General features: G+C 39.1%; 19 protein-coding genes. 14 read left to right on the top strand and 5 right to left on the bottom strand.

Features of this window, described 5'->3' with window-relative positions; all coding sequences use genetic code 11:
- Window positions 1–113: 113 nt before the first annotated feature.
- Complete coding sequence (locus AS4_RS12120; RefSeq protein ID WP_004719710.1) at window positions 114–986, bottom strand: DUF2797 domain-containing protein; 873 nt, start codon at window positions 984–986, stop codon at window positions 114–116.
- Between the two features lie 32 nt (window positions 987–1,018).
- On the opposite strand from AS4_RS12120, the gene AS4_RS12115 reads away from it, so the two are divergent.
- Entirely contained in the window at window positions 1,019–1,489 is a 471-nt protein-coding gene (locus tag AS4_RS12115) for a DUF6231 family protein (protein WP_004822152.1), read from the top strand.
- Between the two features lie 125 nt (window positions 1,490–1,614).
- Window positions 1,615–2,214: a YidB family protein gene (locus AS4_RS12110; RefSeq protein ID WP_096734314.1), complete on the top strand. Its 600-nt coding sequence runs from the start codon at window positions 1,615–1,617 to the stop codon at window positions 2,212–2,214.
- 56 nt (window positions 2,215–2,270) lie between these two features.
- On the opposite strand, the gene AS4_RS12105 is transcribed toward AS4_RS12110, so the two are convergent.
- The 3 genes from AS4_RS12105 to glnL form a co-directional block, all read right to left on the bottom strand.
- On the bottom strand, window positions 2,271–2,987 hold the full coding sequence (locus AS4_RS12105; RefSeq protein WP_096734313.1) for a hypothetical protein: 717 nt from the start codon (window positions 2,985–2,987) through the stop codon (window positions 2,271–2,273).
- Between the two features lie 120 nt (window positions 2,988–3,107).
- Window positions 3,108–4,592 (bottom strand): nitrogen regulation protein NR(I), encoded by a 1,485-nt coding sequence (gene glnG / locus AS4_RS12100; RefSeq protein WP_004822147.1) that lies wholly within the window; start codon window positions 4,590–4,592, stop codon window positions 3,108–3,110.
- Window positions 4,582–5,688 (bottom strand): nitrogen regulation protein NR(II), encoded by a 1,107-nt coding sequence (gene glnL, locus AS4_RS12095; RefSeq protein WP_034613940.1) that lies wholly within the window; start codon window positions 5,686–5,688, stop codon window positions 4,582–4,584. The genes glnG and glnL overlap by 11 nt, the downstream gene beginning before the upstream one ends.
- Window positions 5,689–6,051: 363 nt before the next feature.
- Between glnL and rimO the strand changes: the two genes are divergently transcribed.
- The 12 genes from rimO to lpxA all read left to right on the top strand — a co-directional run bounded on the left by rimO (window position 6,052) and on the right by lpxA (window position 18,494).
- Complete coding sequence (gene rimO, locus AS4_RS12090) at window positions 6,052–7,395, top strand: 30S ribosomal protein S12 methylthiotransferase RimO (RefSeq protein ID WP_004719723.1); 1,344 nt, start codon at window positions 6,052–6,054, stop codon at window positions 7,393–7,395.
- 65 nt (window positions 7,396–7,460) lie between these two features.
- On the top strand, window positions 7,461–8,189 hold the full coding sequence (gene pyrH, locus AS4_RS12085; RefSeq protein ID WP_004719725.1) for a UMP kinase: 729 nt from the start codon (window positions 7,461–7,463) through the stop codon (window positions 8,187–8,189).
- Between the two features lie 125 nt (window positions 8,190–8,314).
- A complete protein-coding gene (gene frr, locus AS4_RS12080) occupies window positions 8,315–8,869 on the top strand; it encodes a ribosome recycling factor (protein WP_004719727.1) in 555 nt (184 codons plus the stop codon).
- Window positions 8,870–8,876: 7 nt separating this feature from the next.
- The gene (gene uppS / locus AS4_RS12075; RefSeq protein ID WP_004719730.1) at window positions 8,877–9,629 is read left to right on the top strand and encodes a polyprenyl diphosphate synthase; all 753 of its coding nucleotides are present in this window, start codon (window positions 8,877–8,879) and stop codon (window positions 9,627–9,629) included.
- Complete coding sequence (locus tag AS4_RS12070; RefSeq protein WP_004719733.1) at window positions 9,629–10,453, top strand: phosphatidate cytidylyltransferase; 825 nt, start codon at window positions 9,629–9,631, stop codon at window positions 10,451–10,453. The genes uppS and AS4_RS12070 overlap by 1 nt, the downstream gene beginning before the upstream one ends.
- Window positions 10,454–11,650 (top strand): 1-deoxy-D-xylulose-5-phosphate reductoisomerase, encoded by a 1,197-nt coding sequence (gene ispC, locus AS4_RS12065; RefSeq protein WP_096734312.1) that lies wholly within the window; start codon window positions 10,454–10,456, stop codon window positions 11,648–11,650.
- A gap of 2 nt (window positions 11,651–11,652) precedes the next feature.
- Window positions 11,653–13,008, top strand: coding sequence for an RIP metalloprotease RseP (gene rseP, locus AS4_RS12060; protein ID WP_096734311.1), 1,356 nt, complete (start codon window positions 11,653–11,655; stop codon window positions 13,006–13,008).
- Between the two features lie 36 nt (window positions 13,009–13,044).
- On the top strand, window positions 13,045–15,618 hold the full coding sequence (gene bamA, locus AS4_RS12055) for an outer membrane protein assembly factor BamA (protein ID WP_096734310.1): 2,574 nt from the start codon (window positions 13,045–13,047) through the stop codon (window positions 15,616–15,618).
- A 43-nt stretch (window positions 15,619–15,661) separates the two neighbouring features.
- The gene (locus AS4_RS12050) at window positions 15,662–16,147 is read left to right on the top strand and encodes an OmpH family outer membrane protein (protein ID WP_004822135.1); all 486 of its coding nucleotides are present in this window, start codon (window positions 15,662–15,664) and stop codon (window positions 16,145–16,147) included.
- Between the two features lie 3 nt (window positions 16,148–16,150).
- Complete coding sequence (gene lpxD / locus AS4_RS12045; protein WP_096734309.1) at window positions 16,151–17,221, top strand: UDP-3-O-(3-hydroxymyristoyl)glucosamine N-acyltransferase; 1,071 nt, start codon at window positions 16,151–16,153, stop codon at window positions 17,219–17,221.
- Window positions 17,222–17,223: 2 nt separating this feature from the next.
- Window positions 17,224–17,709, top strand: a complete 486-nt coding sequence (gene fabZ, locus AS4_RS12040; protein WP_004719745.1) for a 3-hydroxyacyl-ACP dehydratase FabZ — start codon at window positions 17,224–17,226, stop codon at window positions 17,707–17,709.
- Window positions 17,706–18,494, top strand: coding sequence for an acyl-ACP--UDP-N-acetylglucosamine O-acyltransferase (lpxA, locus tag AS4_RS12035; protein WP_004822130.1), 789 nt, complete (start codon window positions 17,706–17,708; stop codon window positions 18,492–18,494). Before fabZ ends, lpxA begins: the two co-directional genes overlap by 4 nt.
- Window positions 18,495–18,565: 71 nt before the next feature.
- On the opposite strand, the gene AS4_RS12030 is transcribed toward lpxA, so the two are convergent.
- A complete protein-coding gene (locus AS4_RS12030) occupies window positions 18,566–19,438 on the bottom strand; it encodes a YbgF trimerization domain-containing protein (RefSeq protein ID WP_096734308.1) in 873 nt (290 codons plus the stop codon).
- Window positions 19,439–19,597: the final 159 nt, after the last annotated feature.

The following is a 19,597-nucleotide window of genomic DNA, read 5'->3' as shown; positions in this document are numbered from 1 at the left end:
GCTGCTGGAATACTTTGTAATCAGTTTAGAAAACCTTTAACCAATAAAAACTCCTCTAAATCTAAGATAAAGAGGAGTATGTATAAATCAATTTCTGGGTTTGAGTGTGAAAACTATTCCGCCCGAACTTTAAGTTCATAACCTGTATATTTACGAATATTGATGACACCTGTATCCATAATCAGATATTGACCTTTGATTCCTTGTAGCTTGCCCCGAATGATTGGGGTTTTATCTAAATTGTGCGATTTAACTTTTTCAGGATAAATATCGACAGGGTAGATAAATTCACGGGGTAATTCATTTTCTAACAATTCAACCGTTTCATTAAACTCAAGATTTTGCGCAAACTCATCGCGAATGCTTTGAATCTTTGGGGAAAACTCTTGAACCAATTCATTACGAATTTCAATCAGATCAATCGGTTCAGCTTCACCCTTAAGTAGTTTTCGCCAATCCGTTTTATCTGCAACCTGTGTACCAAACATGACTTCAAGTTGACCTGAAAGACGGCGTGAACCGACTTTTAAAATAGGCAGTGCTTGGGTCGCCCCTTGGTCTAACCAGCGTGTTGGCATTTGACCTAGACGGGTAATCCCCACTTTTAAAGCACTTGAATTTGCTAGATAGACAATATGCGGTTGAAAGCAAACCTCATGAGCAAAATCATCTTCACGGCAAGTACCTAAATGATAATGGCAAGTTTCAGGCTTCATGATACACATGTCGCAAGATGCCTTGGTTTTCATGCATTTAAAGCAATGGCCTTGCGAATAAGACTTTGGTGTTTTTGCGCCACAAGAAACACAATAAATATTTCCTGTCGCTTCAATCTCAATTTCCTGGCCTAAACTAAATGGTAGCTCGGTTTCTGAGCGATCTAATATAAATTTATATTCAACATTTGCCTTATGTGTTTGTTGATCAGTTACACTAAGGTCTTTAAGACCTGCATGCATTTTATGACAAATGCCTTGTAGTTCCATGTTTAATTACTCGCTTCAAAAAAGGTGCAGTTATGGCTGAGCAAAATGTCATCACTTCAATGCTAGACGATTTATCGCAAGAACAGCCAATTCAAACTGCATTGTGTATTGGGCAAAATTTGGCGCAATACCCTACAAATTATTCAATTCAATGGTCCTATTTTAACGTATCTGAGTTTTTAAGTCTGCCTTTTACGCAACGATATGATTTAGGATTTGTACTTTTAGATACAGATGAAATGTCTGGGATCACCGATTTACAAAAATCCCAGTTATTGGTCAAGTTGCGTGATTTATTGGCAAAACGAATTGTCGTGGCATGTCAGCTAAAAGATGAGCAGTTACTCAGATCGCTTGGTTTTACCCAACTGATTGATAAAACCTTACATCAAAATGATTTTGCACTTTGGCAATTTAATATTTTGACCTATAAACATGTACCAGATTGGTTTAATTCTAAGTTTTGGGCCAACCCAGAAAACTGGAATAAATTTCGTTGGTAATGGTTTTATTTTAGTTATAAAAACCAGCCTTAAGCTATTGCAAAATTTAACAATTCCAATTTTGGTGAATAGGATAAAGCCAAGTATGCTGTACTTGTCTCATAAAACTTAAAAAAGGAAAACTTATGACAGATTTAACCAATATTGTGGAAATTCTGGCAAAACAAGCACTTGGCGGACAACAACAATCACAAGGCGGGCTTGGTGGTGGATTAGGCGGGGTACTTGGTTCAGTGCTCGGTGGCTTGGGTGGGCAGCAACAACAATCACAAGGTGGATTAGGTGGTGTACTTGGTTCAGTTTTAGGTGGTTTGACAGGTGGACAACAACAAGCACCGCAAGCGGGTGGTTTTAATGCCTCTTCTTTATTGATTGCAGTTGTGCCATTGGTCTTGGGTTGGATTCAACAAAATGGTGGTCTACAAGGTGCTTTAGCTAAATTGCAAGGCGCAGGTTTAGGTGGGCAGGTTCAAAGTTGGGTCGATCCGTCACAAGGTAATGGTGCTGTAAATGTAGAGCAAATCCAGAGTTTATTTGGTGGTCAGCAAGTTGAACAAGTTGCTCAACAAGCCAATGTTCCGACCAATGAAGTATATGGTGCAATCTCTACAGTATTACCGCAAATTATTGATTCACTCACACCACAAGGTGATGCAACAGATCACACTGAAGCCAATGGTGATATTCAAAATGTCATGAATTTGGTATCAGGCTTTTTAAAGTAAAATCGAATATAAAAATGACAAAAGCCAGTCAATAGCTGTTGACTGGTTGATTTAAATTAAGGCTGTGGGTCATCGCCAATTGCTTCGCTACTTTTTACGTCGCCATTCTGTTTCTTTTTAATGTATTTAATTTGCCCATACCCTTCAGCATACCATTCATCCAATGTTTCATCTCCGATTTGAGAAATGAAATGACATGCATTATCAAACTTTAAGGTATTGGCATCATTGTCAATTAAAGTTAGATCCTCAAATCCTACAAATACTAAGTCAATCGTCTTATTATTTTCTGACTTATCATTGTTATCCATTTGCGATTCAATGACTGCGTTATACGTCATTTGGAATTTTTGCTGTGGTTTAAGATTGGATGGGAATGTTGGAAGCGGGGCTTGATAGGTGGTTTTTACCAGCACATCATTTGGATTTGATCCGAGCGCAGCAATACCATAGTCCAAGTTTGCAAGCATGGTGCGGCCAGTTAAATCGTAGATATAATCTGTACGCACACCTGCGCCTTGTCTAACGATTGCTATTGCATTCTGATTGTTGAAGGTTGTAGGAACAATCTGTATTTGTGTTTCTTCATTGTTGTTCAGGGTAAACTGTTTGTTGGGTTCTAACTTAAAACAATCATCTGAATTGGCTGCTTTATGTGCTTTTTTAACCGCTGGGGCTTCTGCTTGATGTTCAGAACTGTCATGCGGTTTATTTTTAGAGCAAGCAACACTAAAAATAGAGAGTAAGCTAATTACAACAACAGTTTTCTTCATTTTTACCCTAGACGATAAAGTTTAAATTTCACGAGGCTATTTTTCACTATGAGCCAATAAAAAACAACCATATTCTTACGAAATATGGTTGGAGTAAACTTTATATTTATGAGTTGCTTACTATTCAGCTAAGACAGTTTTGTCTTCCTCTTCATCATCTTCAGCAGAATCCATACCTAATTCTTTGAGTTTGCGGGTTAAAGTATTACGCCCCCAACCTAAAAGTTCAGCAGCATGACGTTTACGACCACGGGTTTGTTGAAGTGCTGCGATGATCAAAGTACGTTCAAACATTGGGGTGGCAATGTCTAAAATTTTCATTTCACCATTTTTAAGCTTTTGAATTGCCCATTGCGCCAGTAACTCATCCCAATGATGTAATGCAATACGATCAATTCCAGCTTGTGCTTGGCCCTGATCATCAGATTTGTTGATTGGAATTTGTTTTAATTCAGACGGCAAGTCTTCTGGATAAACTTCACGCCCTGTGATCATTACAGTTAACCAGCGGCAGGTATTCTCGAGTTGACGTACATTGCCTGGCCAAGGCAGTTTTTGAATATACTCTTGCGTTTCTGGGCGTAAAATTTTCGGACTAACTCCGAGTTCTTTACCCGCGCGTGCCAAGAAGTGTTGCGCCAACATCGGAATATCTTCAGAACGATGAGCAAGTTTAGGAATATGAATACGAATGACATTCAGACGATGATATAAGTCTTCACGGAAACGACCATCATTGACCAACTTTTCTAAATCTTGATGTGTTGCTGCCACGATACGAACATCAACACGAACTGGAATATGACCACCAACACGATAGAACTCACCATCTGCCAAAACACGAAGCAGACGTGTTTGGGTTTCAAAGGGCATATCACCGATTTCATCTAAGAATAAGGTTCCGCCATTGGCTTGTTCAAAACGACCTTGGCGTTGGGTATTGGCACCAGTAAATGCACCTTTTTCATGACCAAATAATTCAGTTTCAATCAAATCTTTTGGAATAGCGGCCATGTTTAACGCAATAAATGGTTTACTGCTTCTTGGTGAGTGGCGATGTAAAGCGTGTGCAACTAACTCTTTACCTGTTCCAGATTCACCGTTGATCAATACAGTAATATGCGATTGAGATAGACGTCCAATGGCACGGAAAACTTCCTGCATTGCAGGGGATTCACCAATAATTTCCGTAGATTGAATCGGGGTAACTTTGGCAGATTCTTGTTGTTGCAGCTTGTTGATATGCAAAATCGCACGATTCACCAACGCAAGTGCTTCATCAATATCAAACGGTTTTGGTAGATATTCAAAAGCACCTGTTTGATAGCTCGATACTGCAGATTCTAAATCTGAATGTGCTGTCATAATAATCACGGGCAGATCAGGATAACTTCCTTTGACTTTTCCTAGGAAGGTTAAACCATCAATGCCGGGCATACGAATATCAGTGAGAATGACATCTGGAGCATTGCTTGGAAGTTGATCTAAAGCAGATTGTGCTTCTTCAAAACTGGTGACATCGAAGCCTTCTTCTTTAAATGTTTTTTCCAAGACCCAACGCATAGCACGGTCGTCATCGATCACCCAAATTTTATTATGCGACATGGTTAGACTCCCAAGGTAGATATAAGCTAAATACTGTTTTTCCAGGAACGGATTGGCATTCAATCATTCCGTTGTGTTGATGCATGATATTTTGTGCGATGCTTAAGCCAAGACCTGTTCCTTTGGCACGACCAGTCACAAGTGGATAAAACACAGATTCTAAAATTTCTTCAGGAACACCAGGGCCATTGTCTTCAATATCAATACGAATGGCTGATTTATTCAGTACGCCATTAATCGTCACCAAACGTTGGATACGTGTACGCAACATCAGTTCAGGTTGATGATCAATAAAAAACTCACGATTCTCCGTCATCGCCTGTACTGCATTGACACTGATGTTGAGCATCACTTGAATCAGTTGATCGCGATCCGCTTTGACATCAGGCAATGAAAGGTCATAGTCTCGTGTGATTTTAATTTTTTTCTTGGTCTGATTTACAATTAATGAGCGAACACGTTCAAGCGGTTCATGCACGTTGACCAATTCGTAGCTCGGGAGCTGACGTGAACCCAGCATGGTATCAGCAAGGTTTCTTAAGCGATCGACTTCACTGATAATAATATCGGTGAACTCTGCGTACTGTGGATCATTTAAACTACGAGCAAGCAGTTGAGTCGCGCCACGAATTCCACCGAGTGGGTTTTTGATTTCATGTGCAACACCTCGAATCAGTTGTCGTGCAACTTGGTGTTGTTGAATCAGGTTTTCTTCTTTAGAAATTTTAAGCATCCGATCAATCGGATTTAATTCAATTAATAGTAATGGGTGATAGGGTCTTCCTGTATTTAACTGCGATACGGAATAATCAACATGCATGTCTTTAAAGTTAACATTGATAATCGCTTCACGGCGTGTATAGGCTTGACCTGTTTTTATTGAGTTGTTTAATGCTTCCAAGGTATTAAAGCTATCATTTGGTGCATGTAAAATATTAATCACTGGCTGACCTGCCGCACGAAGCAAGCTAATATCAAACAATGCTTCGCATGATGAATTAAGATAAAAAATATTTAAATTACAATCGACCAAAAGAATTGCAGTGGTTAAATTATCCACAAGCAATCTATAATCAATTGTTGGGTATTGATCCATTAGCAGAGCTTTCCTGTCTTTAAATAGCGCAATGGCATCTGCACCTCGTTTTCTATTTTCCCGAACATGGGTGATTGAATCGGTTAAATCGTCCTGATATAAAGCAAGATGCACGCCAACTTTTATATACTGCGCAGTTTTCTTACATGAATGATAAAAATTGCGCATTTACTGCGCTTTATTCACGTGTAAAAACCAGCATTCATATTACGCTATCATTATATTGTTCCAAAATGGTGCATTGTAGTAATTTAATTATTTGATTGGATGTATTTTGGTGCATTATACAAAGAGTGCAGTTTCCACCTGTTTTTATCTCTTGAAAAGTCATACAATACGCGGATTATAGTGGAGCGCAGATTCATGAAGTCCCCCAAAGTCGGTTTTGTATCTTTAGGTTGTCCTAAGGCATTGGTAGATTCTGAACGCATTTTAACGCAGTTAAAGACTGAAGGTTATGATGTTGCATCAGATTATGAAGGTGCTGATTTAGTTGTTGTGAACACCTGTGGTTTTATTGAATCTGCAGTACAAGAGTCTTTAGACGCAATTGGTGAAGCCATGAGCGCCAATGGTCGTGTGATCGTCACAGGCTGTTTGGGTAAAGATGAAGATAAAATTCGCCAGATGCATCCAAATGTCTTAAAAGTGACAGGTGCGGCGGCGTATCAAGATGTGATGGAAGCTGTCCATCAGTATGTTCCAGAACCACCAAAACACAATCCTTTTGTAGATCTTGTACCTGAACAAGGTATTCGTTTAACACCTAAACATTATGCTTATTTAAAAATATCAGAAGGCTGTAACCATCGTTGCACATTCTGTATTATTCCAAGCATGCGTGGTGATCTTGTGTCACGTCCTGTTGGCTCTGTATTAAATGAAGCACAGGCGTTAAAAAAAGCGGGTGTAAAAGAAGTCTTGGTGATTTCTCAAGACACCTCCGCTTATGGTGTAGATACCAAATATAAGCTTGATTTCTGGAATGGTCAGCCTGTTAAAACCAAATTCTATGACATGTGCGAAGCGCTCGGTCAGTTAGGGATTTGGGTGCGATTACATTATGTTTATCCATATCCACATGTGGATGCGGTAATTGACTTAATGGCACAGGGTAAAATTCTTCCATATTTAGACATTCCTTTTCAACACGCCAGTCCGCGCATCTTAAAATTGATGAAGCGACCAGCTCATAGTGAAAATACCTTGGAACGTCTAAAATTATGGCGTGAAAAATGTCCTGAATTGGTTATTCGTTCAACATTTGTTGTGGGTTTCCCTGGTGAAACTGAAGAAGATTTTCAAATGTTATTGGACTGGTTACAAGAGGCGAAACTTGATCGTGTGGGTTGCTTTACCTACTCACCTGTAGAAGGCGCAACAGCCAACGATTTGCCTGATCATGTTCCTGAAGAAATTAAGCAACAACGCTATGAACGTTTTATGGAAGTTCAACAAGCGATTTCTGCTGAAAAACTGCAAAGTCGTATTGGTCAAACCATGACGGTTTTAGTAGATGATCTTGAAGAAGAATTCCCAGTCGCAGTTGCACGCTCTTATGCAGATGCACCTGAGATTGATGGTAATGTTTTTGTTGAAGATATTGATAAGTCAGTGATTAAAGCTGGTGATTTACTTGAAGTCGAAATTACAGATGCAGATGAATACGATTTGTTTGCCAAGTTGATTCGCGTTAAATCAGCTTAAGTGTTGCCGATTTCGATTTGATTAAATACGAATAAAATTGTAGATATAAGTATTGGAGTTTTGTGATGTTAGATTCTAAAAAGCCACGCTATGAGCGAATTTTGCTGAAACTTTCGGGTGAAGCGCTTGCGGGTAATAAAGACATGGGGATTGATGCCCAAGTCTTAGATCAAATGTCTTTATCTATTGCTCACTTGGTTGGTTTGGGTGTGCAAGTGGGTATCGTGGTGGGTGGTGGTAACTTATACCGTGGTAGCCAATTACAAAAAGATGGTTTGGTTGGCCGTGTAACGGGTGACCAAATGGGTATGCTTGCCACAGTGATGAATGGTTTGGCATTACGTGATGCTTTGGTTCGCCGTAACATCAAAACCCGTTTAATGTCAGCATTGCCAATTGGTGCTGTGGTTGAAGCGTATTCAAGCCGTGATGCAATTCGCCACTTAACCCAAGGTGAAGTGTGCGTATTTGTTGCTGGAACAGGTAATCCATTCTTTACAACCGATACAGCAGCTTGCTTACGTGGTATTGAAATTGAAGCAAACCTTATTTTAAAAGCCACTAAAGTTGATGGTGTCTACAATAAAGACCCAAGCAAATATGATGATGCTGTTAAATATGACCATTTAAGTTTTGATGAAGTTTTAGATGAGAAACTTGGTGTCATGGATTTAACTGCAATTTGCTTATGCCGCGATCACAATGTGCCACTTCAAGTATTTGATATGAACAAGTCTGGTGCTTTGCTTTCTGTGGTAATGGGCGAAAAAGAGGGCACTCACGTTACAAACTAATGTACGTGGGTAGTAAAGCTCTTTATACTACTGCAATTTTAGATTAGGGTGTAGTGACACTTCGTCTGTTTATGAAATGTCACTACACCCCATACACATTTAGATAAATAAGTAAGGAAGATCATATGATTAACGATCTTAAAAAAGACGCAGAAGACCGTATGAATAAGTCATTGGAGTCTTTGGAACATGGTTTTGCAAAGGTTCGTACAGGTCGTGCGCATCCATCCATCCTAAATGGAGTTATGGTTCCTTACTATGGTTCTGACGTGCCATTAAACCAAGTGGCTAACGTGGGTGTTGAAGATTCACGTACTTTGTTAGTTCAACCATTTGAACGTTCAATGGTTTCTGCAATTGATAAAGCAATCCGTGAATCAGATTTGGGCTTAAACCCAGTAACTGCTGATGCGATTCGTGTGCCAATGGCAGCTTTGACAGAAGAAACACGTAAAGATATGCAGAAAGTTGCACGTAACGAAGCAGAAAATGCCAAAGTCGCGATTCGTAACATTCGTCGTGATGTTTTAGGCGATATCAAATCATTATTAAAAGATAAAGAAATTTCTGAAGATGATGAGCGTCGTGCAGGCGATGATATCCAAAAAATTACCGATAAATTTGTTGCTGAAGTGGACAAACGTCTTGCTGCGAAAGAAGCTGAATTGATGAAGGTCTAAGATTTAAATGACCACATCTGAAGACAACCATCTTCCAAAACATGTTGCCATCATCATGGATGGCAACAATCGTTTTGCAAAAAAGAAACAACTGCAAAAAGGTGATGGACACCGTGAAGGTAAAAATGTCCTTGATCCGATTGTAGAGCATTGCCGTAAAGTTGGCGTTCAGGCGCTTACTGTGTTTGCTTTCTCAAGTGAAAACTGGAACCGACCGCAGTATGAAGTTGATTTGTTAATGAAATTGTTAGAAGACACAATTCATGAACAAATTCCACGGATGGAAAAATTCGAAATTTCGTTGAGATTTATTGGTGATCGTAGTCGGCTTTCTCCAGAGCTACGTGAATTAATGTTGCATGCTGAACAAAGGACTGCTAAGTTCAGTAACATGACTTTAACAATTGCGATTAGTTATGGTGGTATGTGGGATATCGCAGATACTGCACGTAAACTTGCGCAACAGGTTAAAGATCAACAAATTGATGTGAATCAAATCAATACTGAGTTATTTGCACAACAAATAAGTTTGGGGGATTTGCCACCCGTGGATTTATTGATTCGTACAGGCGGTGATTACCGACTGTCTAATTTCTTACTGTGGCAGGCTGCATACGCTGAGTTATATTTTACTGAGACATTATGGCCAGAATTTACAGTGCAAGAGTTGGATCATGCGTTCAATATTTTTTCAGGGCGTGAAAGACGTTTCGGAAAAACCTCTGAACAAATTCAACAAGAACATATAGAGAATTTATAATGTTAGAGCGGATTATAACCGCATTGGTATTGGTGGCAGTTGTACTGAGTTGTATGTTTGCAACAAAATCTCAATATCCAATGTTAGTGTTAATGATTATCGCAGCTGGGGCAGCAGGTTATGAGTGGTTTAAACTCATGCCACATGAATCTGACCATGTGAAGAAAATTAAAGCTGCTGGATTCGGTGTATTGACCGCTTTTTTTTCAGGGTTAGCATTATATTTTAATGATTTGGCGCTTATTCTTTGGAGTGCCTCTATTCTCACTTGGTTGTGTAGTCTGTATTGGGTAAAACATTATCCTGAATACGATGGCTGGTACAATATCACTTTAAATATTGTTGGCTTGGTTTTAATCAGTGCCGCAGTTACCGCTATTTTTGAAGTTTGGAAAAGCTCTCCTTGGTGGTTGATGTACCTGTTCCTGTTGGTTTGGGGCGCGGACAGTGGTGCATATTTTGTTGGGCGTAAATTTGGTAAGCGTAAACTTGCGCCAGATGTGAGTCCAAACAAATCAATCGAAGGCTTAATTGGTGGGATTGTCACTGTTGCGATTGTGATCATCGTGGTTCAATCGATTTACCTACATTTAACGCTTCCACAACATATTCTTTTCCTAGTTTTGTCTATTGTGACTGTGTTTAGCTCTGTGCTTGGCGACTTGTTTGAATCTATGATCAAACGTCGTGCAGGAATTAAAGACTCAGGTCGTATCCTTCCAGGACATGGTGGGGTGCTTGATCGTATAGATTCATTGCTTGCTGCGGCTCCGTTTTTTGCGGCTGGCATGTATGTTTTAAAACTTATTGGTGTAGATTTATAGATGTCACAATCTGTTTGTATATTAGGTGTTACAGGTTCTATTGGGCGCAGTACTTTAAAAATTTTACAACAGCATTCGGACCAGTATTCAGTTTTTGCAGTGACTGGATTTAGTCGAATCAAAGAACTCAGTGAAATATGCAAACAATATCGACCGAAATGTGTGGTTGTACCATCGGATAAAGTAGATGAGTTACAACAGCTACTTGCTATACATCATATTTTTGATATCGAAATCCTCACAGATGAAGCAGGGCTTATCACTGTATCGGAACATCCTGATGTAGATGTGGTGATGGCTGCAATTGTTGGTGCAGCAGGATTGTTGCCGACTTTAGCCGCAGTGAAAGCAGGTAAGCGCGTTTTGCTTGCCAACAAAGAAGCCTTGGTGATGTCTGGCGATATTATGCTTCAAGCAGCTAAAGATCATCATGCTTTGTTACTGCCTGTCGACTCTGAACATAATGCTATTTTTCAATGTCTTCCGCAAAATTATTTACAGATTCAACCCAATGGTGAGCCTCAATTGGGGGTCAAGCAAGTTTTGTTGACTGCTTCAGGCGGCCCATTTTTAAACTTTAGCTTAGAACAATTAAAAACCGTAACACCTGCACAAGCCTGTAAACATCCAAATTGGTCGATGGGACAAAAAATTTCGGTAGATTCTGCAACCCTGATGAATAAAGGTTTAGAATTGATCGAAGCATGTCATTTATTTTCAATTAAAGAACAATTTGTTACAGTTGTTGTTCATCCACAAAGTATCATTCATTCAATGGTTCAATATGTGGATGGTTCAACTTTGGCTCAAATGGGTAATCCTGATATGTGTACGCCGATTGCGCATGCACTTGCATGGCCTGAGCGGATTCAAACGCATGTCCCGCCACTGGATTTATTTGTCCATTCACAACTTGACTTTCAAGCACCAGATATTACGCGTTTTCCATCGCTTAAACTGGCTCGGCATGCTATGCAGGCGGGCGGATTGGCGCCGTCTATTCTCAATGCTGCCAATGAAATTGCTGTGAGTGCTTTTTTACAGCAAAAAATTGCATTTTTAGAAATTTCACAAGTGGTTGAACATACCTTAAATCACGTTCAAAATGGTTTGGCAGATTCGATTGATACGATTTTGCAGACAGATCAACTTGCGCGCCAAGTTGCTTCACAACGCATTACACAATTGGGAAGCTGATCATGAGTGTTCTATTTATCATTGTTGCTGCCATATTCCTACTTGGTCCGCTGATTGCGATTCATGAATTTGGGCATTATTGGGTTGCACGTAAACTCGGTGTAAAAGTACTGGTCTATTCGATTGGTTTTGGTCCAACTTTGTTGAAGTGGACATCGAAAAAATCAGGCATCCAATATCAACTTTCTGCATTACCACTGGGTGGTTATGTCAAAATGTTGGATGAGCGTGAGGGGAATGTTAGTGCGGAAGATTTGCCGTTAGCATTTAACCGTCAGCCACCATGGAAGCGTATTGCGATTGTTGCTGCAGGTCCATTGATCAATTTGATTTTTGCAATAGTCCTATTTTGGATTCTATTTCTGCCTGCACAAGAGCAATTAAATACTCGTGTTGGTGCAGTTCTACCCAATACACCTGCTGCAACAGCTCAAATGCAGATTGGCGATAAAATTGTTGCTGTAGATGGAACAGATGTCAGCACTTGGGAAAAACTCAACTATGCCATCGTTGATCGTGTTGGTGAAACAGGTCATATCGATGTTCAGGTTGAGCGCAATGGTCAGCCGCAGAGTTTTGCTTTACCCATCAAGAATTTCTTAAAAGACCAAAGTCAGTCACCATTTGATGTGCTCGGTTTTACCCCATATCGTCCACAGATTCCTGCAACTGTTTATAAGTTAAGTAGTGATGGCGCTGCGATTCGTCAAGGGATGAAAGAAGGTGATCAAATCATTTCAATCAATCAGGTGAAAATGAAAGATTGGTTTGATGTGGTAGATGTGGTACAAAAATCACCTGAAAAGTTACTTAAAGTTGATGTGTTGCGCCAAGGGCAAATTGTACATTTACAAGTGATGCCGCAAGGTAAGCGCGACAATATGGGCAATGTAACAGGTATGTTGGGTGTGCAAGCACAGACTGATAAACTCACTATTCCTACTGAATATAAACAAACAATACAATATAATCCTGCTGAAGCTTTTGTTGTTGCTGTTGAAAAGACTGGGCAACTTTCGGCAATGATTTTGAATTCGATGGTGAAGATGGTTCGTGGTTTAATTGGCTTAGATAATTTGTCAGGTCCAATTACCATTGCAAAAGTCGCCGGTCAAAGCGCTGAAATGGGATGGCAGACATTCATTTCATTTATGGCTTTGATGAGTGTGAGTTTGGGGATTTTAAATTTATTGCCTATTCCGATGTTAGATGGCGGTCATTTGGTTTATTACATTATTGAAGCAATTCGTGGTAAGCCTGTTTCTGAACAAATACAATTGGTTGGGTTAAAAATTGGTATGGTACTGCTTGGTAGCATGATGCTTCTTGCAATATTTAATGATTTTATGCGTTTATAACGCAATTGTGGATTAACTTACTGGAAAATAATAGGCATGCAGCACTCACATTTATTTATGCCATTAGCGCTCGTTAGTGCGATGGCAGCTGTACAGCAAGTACAAGCGGCAGATGAGTTCATTGCACGAGATATCCGTGTGGATGGCTTGGTTCGTTTAACGCAACAAAATGTTCTTGCACTTTTACCAATAAATAGTGGTGACCGTGTCAATGATCCTGCAATTGCGGATTCAATTCGTGCTTTGTACGCTTCAAATCTATTTGATGATATCCAAGCATCTAACCAAGACGGTGTCTTGGTGTTTAAAGTGATTGAACGTCCAGTAATTTCAAAAATTAATTTTAAAGGCAATAAACTAATTCCGAAAGAAGCTTTGACGGATGGTTTAAAGAAAATGGGCTTGGCCGAAGGCGAAGTGCTTAAAAAATCTGCGTTACAAACATTAGAAACTGAGTTAGAGCAACAATATGCTCAACAAGGTCGTTATGATGCAGATATTAAAGTTGAACAAGTTGCTCAACCCAATAACCGCGTTGAATTGAATATCAATTTTAATGAAGGTAAGCCTGCAAAAGTTTTTGATATCAATATTATTGGTAATACCGTATTTAAAGAAGACGACATTAAACAGGCGTTTGCCGTAAAAGAGAGTGGCTGGTTATCGGTTATTTCTCGAAATGACCGTTATGCACGTGAAAAAATGTCTGCAAGTCTAGAGTCGTTGCGTGCGCTATATCTCAATAAAGGTTATATCAATTTTGATATTAACAGTTCAAATTTAAATCTTAGTGAAGATAAAAAGCATATCTTTATTGAAGTTTCAGTGAATGAAGGCGAGCAATTTAAATTTGGCGAAACTAAATTTTTAGGTGATGCACTTTATAAAACTGAAGATTTAAAAGCGCTACAAATCTATAAAGATGGCACAACGTATTCTCAAGAAAAAGTCAATGCTGTAAAGCAGTTACTACTTCGTAAATATGGTAATGCGGGTTACTACTATGCAGAAGTAAATGTCGTCCCTGAAATCAATAATGAAACCCATATTGTTGACTTAAATTACTATATTAATCCTGGTCAACAAGTGACTGTGCGTCGTATTAACTTTACCGGTAATACCAAAACTGCGGATGAAGTATTACGTCGTGAAATGCGTCAAATGGAAGGTGCTTTAGCAAGTAACGAAAAAATTGACTTGTCTAAAGTGCGTTTAGAACGTACTGGTTTCTTTAGTAAAGTTGATGTTAAACCTGTTCGTGTACCGAACTTGCCAGATCAAATGGACTTGAATATTGATGTTGAAGAACAACATTCTGGTACCAGTACATTGGCTGTAGGTTATTCTCAGAATGGTGGTATCACATTCCAAGCAGGTTTAAGTCAAACCAACTTTATGGGTACGGGTAACCGTGTTTCTATCGATTTGTCTCGTTCAGAAACCCAAGATTATTATAACTTAAGCGTGACTGATCCATACTTTACCATTGATGGTGTAAGTCGTGGATATAACATGTACTACCGTAAAACCAAGTTAAATAGTGATTATAACGTTAACAACTATGTGACTGACAGTATCGGTGGTGGTGTTACATTTGGTTATCCAATTGATGAAAATCAAAACATTAGTGCAGGTCTAAACATTGACCAAACTAAAGTAACAACTGGTGCTTATGTTTCTACCTATGTACGTGATTATTTGTTGGCGCATGGCGGTAAGCAAACCGATACAAGCACTTATTGTGCAGGTTCATATAAGTCACAAAAAGATATTGATATTGGACAAGGGAAGGAACCACCAGTTCCACTGCCTGAAGGCTATGATGTAGCAACGAACTGTGTTGATGATAAATTTAATGCAATGACCTTAGATGAGTACGGAAGTGCCTTTGAAGGTAAGTTCTTAACATATAATTTAAATTTGGGTTGGTCATATAATACATTGAACCGTCCTATTTTCCCTACTAACGGTACATCACATCGTGTCAATGCTGAAATCGCATTGCCTGGTAGTGATGTTGAATATCAAAAAGTTACTTACGATGCACAGACTTATTTCCCATTAGGTCGTGATTTCGTATTACGTGGCTATGGTAAGTTAGGTTATGGTAATGATTTACCATTCTATAAAAACTTCTATGCGGGTGGTTTTGGTTCAGTCCGTGGTTATGACAACAGTACATTGGGTCCAAAATACCCTGGTGTGACCTATAACGAAAGAAAAACCAAAGATTATGACCCGGAAGAAGTGGGTGGTAATGCTTTAATACAATTCGGTACAGAATTGGCTTTACCTGTTCCATTTAAGGGTGATTGGGCACGTCAGATCCGTCCTGTAATCTTTGCTGAAGGTGCGCAAGTCTTTGATACAGACTGTAGTACAGCGACTGGTGACCTTTATTTAGATGGTTCAAAAACACCAATTAATGCGAAACAATATTGTAAAGACAATAATGATTTTGACTTTGGTAATATGCGTTATAGCGTGGGTGTCGGCTTTACTTGGATTACCATGATTGGCCCACTTTCGTTGAGTTATGCATTCCCATTGAATGATAAACCGGGCGATGAAACTAAAAATATTCAATTCGAGATTGGTCGTACTTTCTAAGTACGATCTTTTTACGAGATTTAACTTAATATAAGGAACAATGATGAAAACAATGAAAATGGCCATTATGGGCTTAGGCTTGGGTTTTGCTGGATTGGTTCAAGCGGCTGGTTTTGGTGTAGTTGATCTAGAAAAAGTTGTAGAAAGTAGCACCTACTTAAAGCAACAGAATGCAAGTTTAGAACAATCGGTTAAACCGCAAACCACCAAGCTTGAACAAATCACTAAAGATATTGAAGCATTGAAACAAAAAGCACAGGCTCAAGGTGCAAATGTTCAGCAAATTAATGCGCAATACCAAGCAAAAGTGAATGAATTCCAAACGATTCAGCAAGGTGTTCAGGCGAAAGTACAGAGCACAATTCAAAACACCAATGCAACTTTTGAGGCTCGTGTAAAGCAAGCTGCTGAACAATTGCGCCAAGAAGCTGGATTAGACTTTGTTTTGAATAAAAATTCAGCACTTGCTTATGACGCAAAGAGTGATTTAACTGCTAAAATAATCCAAAAGGTTAATGCAATTAAATAATCAATGAAATCAAATCGTTTTCATCTCGATGAATTAGCTCAGCTTGTACAAGGTGAGCTAATTGGTCAAGCCAATTTTGTTTTAGATGGGCTTGCAAGTTTAGAACACGCGCAATCCAATCATATTTCTTTTGTAAATAACGACAAATATTTGAATGAAGCTCAAAACTCTAAAGCTGGCGCTTTGATCGTCACGGCGGAGTTAAAAGAACAGCTTACAAATTGCCAGAATTTTATTGTTGTCCGTAATCCCTATCTTGCCTTTGCGATTTTAACCCATCAATTTGAAATTAAACTCAGCAAACGGGGCATCGAAAGTACTGCGCAAATCTCTCCTTCAGCAATTATTGCAGATGATGCTTATATTGGTCATTATGTTGTGATTGGTGATGATTGTGTGGTGGGCGCAAATACAATTATCCAATCGCACAGCAAAATTGATGATGGTGTTGAAATTGGCAAAGACGGTTTTGTCGATTCTCATGTGACCATTACAGGCCAAACAAAAATCGCAGATCGTGTTCGGATTCATTCCAATACTGCAATTGGTGGTGAGGGCTTCGGTTTTGCACCTTATCAAGGAAAGTGGAATCGTATTGCTCAATTGGGTTCTGTACGTATCGGAAATGATGTACGTATAGGTTCAAATTGTAGTATTGATCGTGGTGCTTTGGACGATACAATCATTCATGACGGTGTCATTATTGATAACCTTGTGCAAATCGCCCATAACGTGCAGATTGGCGAGAATACTGCCATTGCAGCCAAGTGTGGTATCGCGGGTAGTACGATTATTGGCAAAAACTGTGTTCTTGCAGGTGCTGTTGGCATCGTAGGGCATATAAAAATCACAGATAATGTCACAATTACTGGAATGTCAATAGTCACAAAAAGTATTTCTGAAGCAGGTTCTTATTCTTCAGGTACTGGACAGTTTGAAACAAATCATTGGAAAAGAACGGTTGTGCGCTTAAGACAATTAGCAGATGTGCCATTGACCAAACTGGTGAAACAAATAGATCATATGCAGGCTCAAATTGAGTCCATTGAATCAACTTTAAAGTCGCGTAAATAATTATGACTGAGTCTAAATCTCTACCTTTTACGGTTCCTGAATTACCAATGCAAACCCAAACGATTCGCGAGTATTTGCCACATCGTTATCCATTTTTGCTTGTCGATCGTGTAACTGAAGTTACAGAGAATGGGATTGTAGGATACAAAAACGTTTCAATTAATGAAGAATTTATGCAGGGTCATTTCCCTGGCTATCCAATTATGCCGGGTGTTTTGATCGTTGAGGCGATGGCACAAGTTTCTGGTGTGCTTGGTTTTATCATGAATAATGAAAAGCCAAGACCAGGTTCTTTGTTCTTATTCGCTGGTGCTGAAAAAATACGATTTAAAAAACAAGTCGTACCAGGTGACCAACTCGTGCTAAAATCTGAATTACTCATGCAAAAACGTGGCATTTACAAGTATTTATGTACTGCCAGTGTTGACGGCGTGGTAGCAGCAACCGCTGAAATTATCATTTCTCATCAGAAATTAGAGCAGGCATGAGCAGTAACGACTTAATCCACCCAACCGCTATTATTGACTCTTCTGCAGTGATAGCACCAGATGTCCAAATAGGGCCATATTGTATTATTGGTCCACAAGTGACGATTGGTGCTGGTACCAAACTTCACTCACATGTTGTGATTGGAGGCTATACACGTATTGGTGAAAATAACGATATTTTCCAATTCGCAAGTGTAGGTGAAATTTGTCAAGATTTAAAATACCAAGGTGAAGAAACTTGGTTAGAAATTGGCGACAACAACAAAATCCGTGAACATTGCAGCTTACATCGTGGCACTGTTCAAGATCGAGGCCTAACCAAAATAGGAAGCAATAACCTATTGATGGTGAATACGCATATTGCACATGATTGTTTGATTGGAAATAACAATATTTTTGCAAATAATGTCGGCATCGCTGGCCATGTTCACATTGGCGATTTCGTCATTGTGGGCGGGAACTCAGGTATCCATCAATTCTGTAAGATTGATTCTTATAGTATGATTGGTGGTGCATCACTGATTCTTAAAGATGTTCCTGCTTATGTTATGGTTTCAGGCAACCCTGCGCATGCCTATGGTATGAACGTTGAAGGGATGCGTCGTAAAGGTTGGTCTAAGAATGTGATTCAAGGCTTAAGAGAGTCGTTTAAATTGATCTATAAAGAGAATTTAACCACTGAACAAGCCATTGAAAAAATTCGTCAAGAAATCCTTCCAGAAGTTGAAGAAGTCCAGTTATTGATTGATTCAGTATTAGAATCTAAGCGCGGTATCGTGCGTTAATTGTTAAAAATATCAATAAAAAATGCCTCTATTGAGGCATTTTTTTTTGGTCTAAATTGTGAATAAGCGGATTAACCTTTTTTGAAAAAACCTGCTTCTTCTGATTTAGGGTAGGTGCTTAACAGTTTGCTTTTATAGACATTTGCAGTTTGTGTATTCTTGTTAACATCTTTGGCAATACTATAAAGTTGGTATAAAGCACGCGGTGCTTTAGACGAGTTTGGAAATTTAGCTGCTACGATTTCATAGTTTTTCTTGGCTTCATTATAGTTTGGTGGATCAATTGCCAATTGAAACTCAGCTAACCAAAAATAAGCATTTCCAGTATAAATACTGTTTGGGTAGTTTTTAATAAAGTTTTGCATAGGGGCGATGGCTTGTTTTGCACCGCCTTTTTTATAGGCATCTAAAGCAATCGTATAAGCTGCTTTTTCCAGTGCAACAGGATCACTGGTATTGTTGCTACTGTTGGCCGGTGTTGCTGGATTTTGAGCCGTTGTTGGTGCCGAGCTATTCGTTGTAGCTTTGCTTGCAGTGCTTGCAGTGCTTGCAGTGCTTGTTTGATCGGTTGCGGTTGAACTATCGACAGGTGCATTTTCAGCAGGCGCTTGTTCTGGTTGATTGCTTTCAGGTTCAAGTTTCTGATTGAGCAGTTCAAGGCGCTGATCTAAATCGGTATAGCGGTTGGTGAGTTCTTTGTTTAGTTGATCAATGGCATGATCTTGTTCTTCAATCTTGCCACGTAATTCACGAATTTGATTTTCTAATTGTTGATTCTTTTGTATTAAATCCCAATTCATATTTCCAGCAATGGGTGCTGGTGAATTCGCTACATCATTTCGAGATGATGCAGTATCACTTAATCCACGAGATTCTATAGGGATTGCATATAAAGATGCTGAACTGAGTAAAGCAATAGAAAACAGGGCATGCTTTTTTAGCATAATTTAAAATCCATCAAAGTCAAAATTTTTCAAATAGACTGATATGGGCTATTTGAAAATCAATAATTGTTATCATTAAAAACGGCTAGGGGCGGAATTGCAAGATGCTTTTACAATCTTCAGCTAATTCTAATGCAATATGAAGCTTTTTTGTATTTT

Source organism: Acinetobacter guillouiae (assembly GCF_002370525.2).
Classification (GTDB): Bacteria; Pseudomonadota; Gammaproteobacteria; order Pseudomonadales; family Moraxellaceae; genus Acinetobacter; species Acinetobacter guillouiae.
Note: the sequence above shows the minus strand (reverse complement) of the source record. Positions and strands in the feature narration are given on the sequence as shown.

What these genes read in the sequence shown, in the direction of transcription:
- AS4_RS12120 (WP_004719710.1), bottom strand. Translation starts at nt 986, where the DNA reads ATGGAACTACAAGGCATTTGTCATAAAATGCATGCAGGTCTTAAAGAC.
- AS4_RS12115 (WP_004822152.1), top strand. Translation starts at nt 1,019, where the DNA reads ATGGCTGAGCAAAATGTCATCACTTCAATGCTAGACGATTTATCGCAA.
- AS4_RS12110 (WP_096734314.1), top strand. Translation starts at nt 1,615, where the DNA reads ATGACAGATTTAACCAATATTGTGGAAATTCTGGCAAAACAAGCACTT.
- AS4_RS12105 (WP_096734313.1), bottom strand. Translation starts at nt 2,987, where the DNA reads ATGAAGAAAACTGTTGTTGTAATTAGCTTACTCTCTATTTTTAGTGTT.
- glnG (WP_004822147.1), bottom strand. Translation starts at nt 4,592, where the DNA reads ATGTCGCATAATAAAATTTGGGTGATCGATGACGACCGTGCTATGCGT.
- glnL (WP_034613940.1), bottom strand. Translation starts at nt 5,688, where the DNA reads ATGGATCAATACCCAACAATTGATTATAGATTGCTTGTGGATAATTTA.
- rimO (WP_004719723.1), top strand. Translation starts at nt 6,052, where the DNA reads ATGAAGTCCCCCAAAGTCGGTTTTGTATCTTTAGGTTGTCCTAAGGCA.
- pyrH (WP_004719725.1), top strand. Translation starts at nt 7,461, where the DNA reads ATGTTAGATTCTAAAAAGCCACGCTATGAGCGAATTTTGCTGAAACTT.
- frr (WP_004719727.1), top strand. Translation starts at nt 8,315, where the DNA reads ATGATTAACGATCTTAAAAAAGACGCAGAAGACCGTATGAATAAGTCA.
- uppS (WP_004719730.1), top strand. Translation starts at nt 8,877, where the DNA reads ATGACCACATCTGAAGACAACCATCTTCCAAAACATGTTGCCATCATC.
- AS4_RS12070 (WP_004719733.1), top strand. Translation starts at nt 9,629, where the DNA reads ATGTTAGAGCGGATTATAACCGCATTGGTATTGGTGGCAGTTGTACTG.
- ispC (WP_096734312.1), top strand. Translation starts at nt 10,454, where the DNA reads ATGTCACAATCTGTTTGTATATTAGGTGTTACAGGTTCTATTGGGCGC.
- rseP (WP_096734311.1), top strand. Translation starts at nt 11,653, where the DNA reads ATGAGTGTTCTATTTATCATTGTTGCTGCCATATTCCTACTTGGTCCG.
- bamA (WP_096734310.1), top strand. Translation starts at nt 13,045, where the DNA reads ATGCAGCACTCACATTTATTTATGCCATTAGCGCTCGTTAGTGCGATG.
- AS4_RS12050 (WP_004822135.1), top strand. Translation starts at nt 15,662, where the DNA reads ATGAAAACAATGAAAATGGCCATTATGGGCTTAGGCTTGGGTTTTGCT.
- lpxD (WP_096734309.1), top strand. Translation starts at nt 16,151, where the DNA reads ATGAAATCAAATCGTTTTCATCTCGATGAATTAGCTCAGCTTGTACAA.
- fabZ (WP_004719745.1), top strand. Translation starts at nt 17,224, where the DNA reads ATGACTGAGTCTAAATCTCTACCTTTTACGGTTCCTGAATTACCAATG.
- lpxA (WP_004822130.1), top strand. Translation starts at nt 17,706, where the DNA reads ATGAGCAGTAACGACTTAATCCACCCAACCGCTATTATTGACTCTTCT.
- AS4_RS12030 (WP_096734308.1), bottom strand. Translation starts at nt 19,438, where the DNA reads ATGCTAAAAAAGCATGCCCTGTTTTCTATTGCTTTACTCAGTTCAGCA.